The 4,552-nt window shown below is 72.7% G+C and carries 6 protein-coding genes; 1 reads left to right on the top strand and 5 read right to left on the bottom strand.

Translation table 11 applies throughout. From position 1 onward, the window contains the following. Positions 1-62: 62 nt before the first annotated feature. Positions 63-299, bottom strand: a complete 237-nt coding sequence (locus IN07_RS18055; protein WP_036338336.1) for a hypothetical protein — start codon at positions 297-299, stop codon at positions 63-65. 90 nt (positions 300-389) lie between these two features. Here IN07_RS18055 and IN07_RS18050 point away from each other — a divergent pair, with 90 nt between their 5' ends. Further along, a complete protein-coding gene (locus IN07_RS18050) occupies positions 390-2,075 on the top strand; it encodes a ribonuclease J (RefSeq protein WP_081975523.1) in 1,686 nt (561 codons plus the stop codon). A gap of 24 nt (positions 2,076-2,099) precedes the next feature. Here IN07_RS18050 and IN07_RS18045 read toward each other — a convergent pair whose 3' ends face one another. From IN07_RS18045 to IN07_RS18030, 4 genes are all read right to left on the bottom strand, one after another. After that, positions 2,100-2,843, bottom strand: coding sequence for a GGDEF domain-containing protein (locus IN07_RS18045; RefSeq protein ID WP_052091457.1), 744 nt, complete (start codon positions 2,841-2,843; stop codon positions 2,100-2,102). Then, complete coding sequence (locus IN07_RS25905; protein WP_036338335.1) at positions 2,840-3,223, bottom strand: hypothetical protein; 384 nt, start codon at positions 3,221-3,223, stop codon at positions 2,840-2,842. Before IN07_RS25905 ends, IN07_RS18045 begins: the two co-directional genes overlap by 4 nt. Before the next feature lie 173 nt (positions 3,224-3,396). Beyond that, positions 3,397-3,603, bottom strand: a complete 207-nt coding sequence (locus IN07_RS18035; RefSeq protein ID WP_036338331.1) for a DUF2795 domain-containing protein — start codon at positions 3,601-3,603, stop codon at positions 3,397-3,399. Between the two features lie 18 nt (positions 3,604-3,621). Next, positions 3,622-3,960: a hypothetical protein gene (locus IN07_RS18030; RefSeq protein WP_036338328.1), complete on the bottom strand. Its 339-nt coding sequence runs from the start codon at positions 3,958-3,960 to the stop codon at positions 3,622-3,624. Between the last annotated feature and the right edge of the window lie 592 nt (positions 3,961-4,552).

The raw sequence follows: 4,552 nt of genomic DNA, 5'->3' as shown, positions 1-4,552 counted from the left end.
GGCCGAAGACCTCGACTCCGACAAGTAGCCGATCAAATACCCAACACCCTCTGAGCCGCCCCCTACGTCGGGGGCTCCAGCAGGAACAGCCGGTGGACCACCTCCGACCAGGCGGCCCGGACCTCTGCGGGCCGGTCGGCGACGAGGTCCCGGATGCAGGCGAGGACCTCGCGCCCCTCGCTGACGACGCCCTGGAACGCCAGGCCGAACACCAGGGACCGGATCTCGTCGAGCTGCAGGCCGGCATCGAGCAACGGCTGGACGACCCACTGGTGATCGTCCCGGGCGAGCGACTCCACACCAGACGTTCGCCGGCAGGTGCCGGGTCGGATGCAGACGCGCCGGGACCGGCGGCAGCTCGCCGGTCCCGCGCACGTAGCGTGAAGGGCATGAGCCGCTCTCGCCGTGACCCCGGTACGCCTCCGGCACTGGCCCCCAACGGCCTGCGGGTCGTCGCCCTCGGTGGCCTGGGTGAGATCGGCCGCAACATGACCGTCTTCGAGCACGCCGGCAAGCTGCTGATCGTCGACTGCGGCGTGCTCTTCCCCGAGGAGCACCAGCCCGGGATCGACGTGATCCTCCCGGACTTCACCTCCATCCGGGACCGGCTGGACGACATCGTGGCCGTCGTCCTGACGCACGGGCACGAGGACCACATCGGCGGCGTCCCGTACCTGCTGCGGGAGCGGCGGGACATCCCCGTCATCGGGTCGAAGCTGACGCTGGCCTTCATCGAGGCCAAGCTCAAGGAACACAAGATCACCCCGGTGACCGAGCAGGTCGCGGAGGGCGACGAGCTGCGGCTCGGCCCCTTCGACCTGGAGTTCCTGGCGGTCAACCACTCCATCCCCGACGCGCTCGCCGTGGCCATCCGCACCGCGGCCGGCCTCGTGCTGCACACCGGCGACTTCAAGATGGACCAGTTCCCGCTGGACCAGCGGATCACCGACCTGCGCGGGTTCGCCCGGCTCGGCGAGGAGGGCGTGGACCTCTTCCTCACCGACTCCACCAACGCCGACGTCCCCGGCTTCACCACGTCGGAGGGGGAGCTCACCCCGGCGATCGACACGGTCTTCCGGACCGCCCCCAAGCGGGTCATCGTCTCCAGCTTCGCCAGCCACGTGCACCGCATCCAGCAGGTGCTCGACGCCGCACACGAGCACGGCCGCAAGGTCGCCTTCGTCGGCCGGTCGATGGTCCGCAACATGGGGATCGCCCGCGATCTGGGCTACCTGCGGGTGCCCAAGGGCCTGGTCGTCGACATGAAGGTGCTGGAGAAGCTGCCCGCCGACCAGGTGTGCCTGGTCTGCACCGGCTCCCAGGGCGAGCCGATGGCCGCGCTGTCCCGGATGGCCAACCGGGACCACGTCATCCGCATCTCCGAGGGCGACACGGTGCTGCTGGCCAGCTCGCTCATCCCCGGCAACGAGAACGCCATCTACCGGATCATCAACGAGTTCACCCGGATCGGCGCCAACGTCGTCCACAAGGGCAACGCCAAGGTGCACGTCTCCGGGCACGCCAGCGCCGGCGAGCTCGTGTACTGCTACAACATCGTCAAGCCGCGCAACGTCATGCCCGTGCACGGGGAGGCGCGGCACCTGCGGGCCAACGCCGACCTGGCGATCCGAACCGGCGTCGACCCGAACCGCGTGGTCATCGCCGAGGACGGCTCCGTGATCGACCTGGTCGACGGTCGGATCTCGATCACCGGCAAGGTGTCCGCCGGCAACGTCTACGTCGACGGCTCGACCGTCGGCGGCGCGACCGAGGCCTCGCTGAAGGACCGGCGCACCCTCGCGGAGGAGGGCGTGATCACCGTCGTGGCGATCGTCGACGCCAACACCGGGAAGCTCGTCGAGGCCCCCGACTTCCTGGCCCGCGGCTTCGTCCACGAGGCCGAGTCCTTCGACGCGGCGGTGCCGCTGATCGAGCGGGAGCTGGCACGCGCGGCGGCCGACGGCGTCAAGGACGCCGCCCAGCTGGAGTCGCTGATCGCCAAGGCCGTCGGCAACTGGGCGAACCGGGCCCACCGCCGCACCCCGATGATCATCCCGGTGGTCATCGACGCCTGAGCCCGACCGCTGGGCGGTCCGGCCTCATCGGGCGGGGGCCGACGCCTCCGATCGCGGCCCGCGGTGGCTCTCGATGCGGTTCCGTCCCCGGGCCTTGGCCCGGTAGAGGGCGCGGTCGGCCTGGGCGATGAGGGCCTCGACGTCCTCGTGCTGGGCAGTGGCGACGCCGAGGGAGACGGTGAGCCGGTCGCCGGTGGACGCGGACACCAGCCGCCGGATCCGGTCGGCGATCAGCAGGCTGCTGGTGTGGTCGGCGCTCAGGACGACGGCGAACTCCTCCCCGCCGATCCGGTGCACGCCGTCCCGGCTCCGACAGGCCCGCTCCAGCGCGCGGGCGACGCAGACGAGGGCGCGGTCCCCGGCGGGGTGTCCGTGCTGGTCGTTGTAGGCCTTGAAGTGGTCGATGTCGGCCAGGACGAGGGTGACCCCGGCCGGGTCCCCGTGACGGCGACGGCCGGCAATCCCCCGCAGGCGGGCGCGCAAGTCGCCGTCGAAGGCACCCCGGTTGCCCAGTCCGGTCAGGGCGTCGGTGCGACAGCGCCGCTCGAGCTCCTCGATGACCCGCCGGGAGCGCCGGGCGTGCCGGTGGAGCAGCACCAGGGCCGCCGTCCCGGGCAGCACGGTGGCCAACCGGCCCGTGGCGGTCCCCGTCGACCACCGCGCAGGACCACGGCCCTCCGGGCGGGGCGAGGCGAGCAGCGGGAGCGCCGTCAGCGCCGTGATCTGCCAGGCGGTGCGCACCGCCCCGCGGGACGAGTGGTCGCTCACCTGGACCGGTCGGCCGGCGGCGGTGTGCTCAGCGGCCGGCCCAGCGCCACGGCCCGGCCGATGGCCGTTCCGCGCGCGAGGGCGGTGCCGTCGGGCTGCGGCCTCATCGGCGGCGGCGTGCGGGCGATGAGCGACACCCCCGCCGCATCGGCGATGGCCCGCGCGGCGGGCTGCGGGGTCCGGCTGACGTCGACGACCAGGGCCAGGTCGCCGACGTGCTGGGCGTCCGGGGTGGTCTCGTCGTCGACACCCAGTCGCGCGGGCCAGCGGCTGCTGAGCGGCGTCAGCGTCTGACAGGCGGTGGGAGCCAGCAGCTCGCGCAGCCGGCTCGCCGCCAGCCGGCTCGCCCGGCCGAAGGGGCGGTAGATGCCGACGACCACGTCCTCGGGCGGCCCGGGCAGGTCACGCAGGTGGGCGGCGGCCCGGTCGGCGAGGTCGGCGAGGCCGTCGAGCTCGGGGCTCGACGCCGGGGCCGACGTGGTCGTGTCGATGTCGGGGTGGAGAGGGATGGTCGTGCTCCGGTCTGGTCGGACGGGTTCGGTCGGGTGCGGGGTCAGCCGCCGACGGGCAGGTCGGGCAGGTGCGGCCAGATCTCCCGGGGACTGGTGAACTGCCGATCCGGGAGGGCGTCGAGCAGGAACAGGACGTCCTGGTCCGCGCCGGACGCCAATGCGGCCTCCCGCATCTCGTCGCTGGTGACCGGACCGTGGCCGAATGCGGCCTCGATGTGGTCCAGGACCTGGGTCCGGGTCGTCGTCATGGGTCTCCTCGGTGTCGGTCAGGTGCGCGACTGGGGGCGCACGGCACGGGGGCGGTACTCGGCCGGCAGCGGTGCGTTGGCGCGCTCGGACCGGAGCAGCGCCTCGGCGTCGCAGCTGGTGCAGCAGTGGGTCTCGGTCCACCCGACGACCGACAGCTGGGTGCCGCGGGAGAACTGGGTGAGCACCTGGGGGCGCAGCACCAGGTCGGTGCCGGCGCAGGTCGCACACCGCAGCTGACGGTCACGCAGGAACCGGGCTCCGCAGGCGCCGCAGGTGATGCCGATGCCCTCGACACCTCGGTCGCCGACGAGGTCGTCGGTCTCGCCGCACTGCGGACACTCGATGTGCAGGGGCATGACGTCCTCCTCGGTCGGGAGCCACCCGGGAGCGGTCTCGACGCGAACCTACCCTTACGTGAAGGTCGAGTGCACGTCAGTCGGACCCGCTCGACGCCCGGGCTCGCGAACCCCCGGGGGACCGCTCACGCACCGTGATGGCTTTCGCAACTCGCCGTCGCATGCGGGTTGACCAGTGCCGATGCACGCCCGGCCGGCCGGCTGCGACAGGCCGCGGAGCACCCCCACCGCACACTTCCCTCACGTGAGGGTTATGTTCTTGGCGACGAAGACGGGCACAGCGGCCCGTCGATCCGGACCACCGACGTTCCGGGCCCCGCCGCCGGCGGCTCCGCGCCCCGACGTCGGACCGATGAAGCGCGACGTCCTGGACGACGCGCCACCCCAGCTCTCCTGGCACCCCGCGGTGCCCCTCCTCCGCGCCTGCGGGCGCACGACCTGAAGACGGTGGTATGTCCTCTGCCCTGCCGGCGCTGCCCAAGCCGCGCCTGACCCGACCCACCTGGCTCTCCCCGAACGTCGCCCGCACCGAGGTCCTCGCCGGGATCGTCGTGGCCCTCGCGTTGATCCCCGAGGCGATCAGCTTCTCCAT

This window comes from Modestobacter caceresii, from assembly GCF_000761485.1.
Taxonomy (GTDB): Bacteria; Actinomycetota; Actinomycetes; order Mycobacteriales; family Geodermatophilaceae; genus Modestobacter; species Modestobacter caceresii.
The sequence above is the reverse complement of the archived record's forward strand: the minus strand, read 5'-3'. Positions and strand labels throughout refer to the sequence as shown.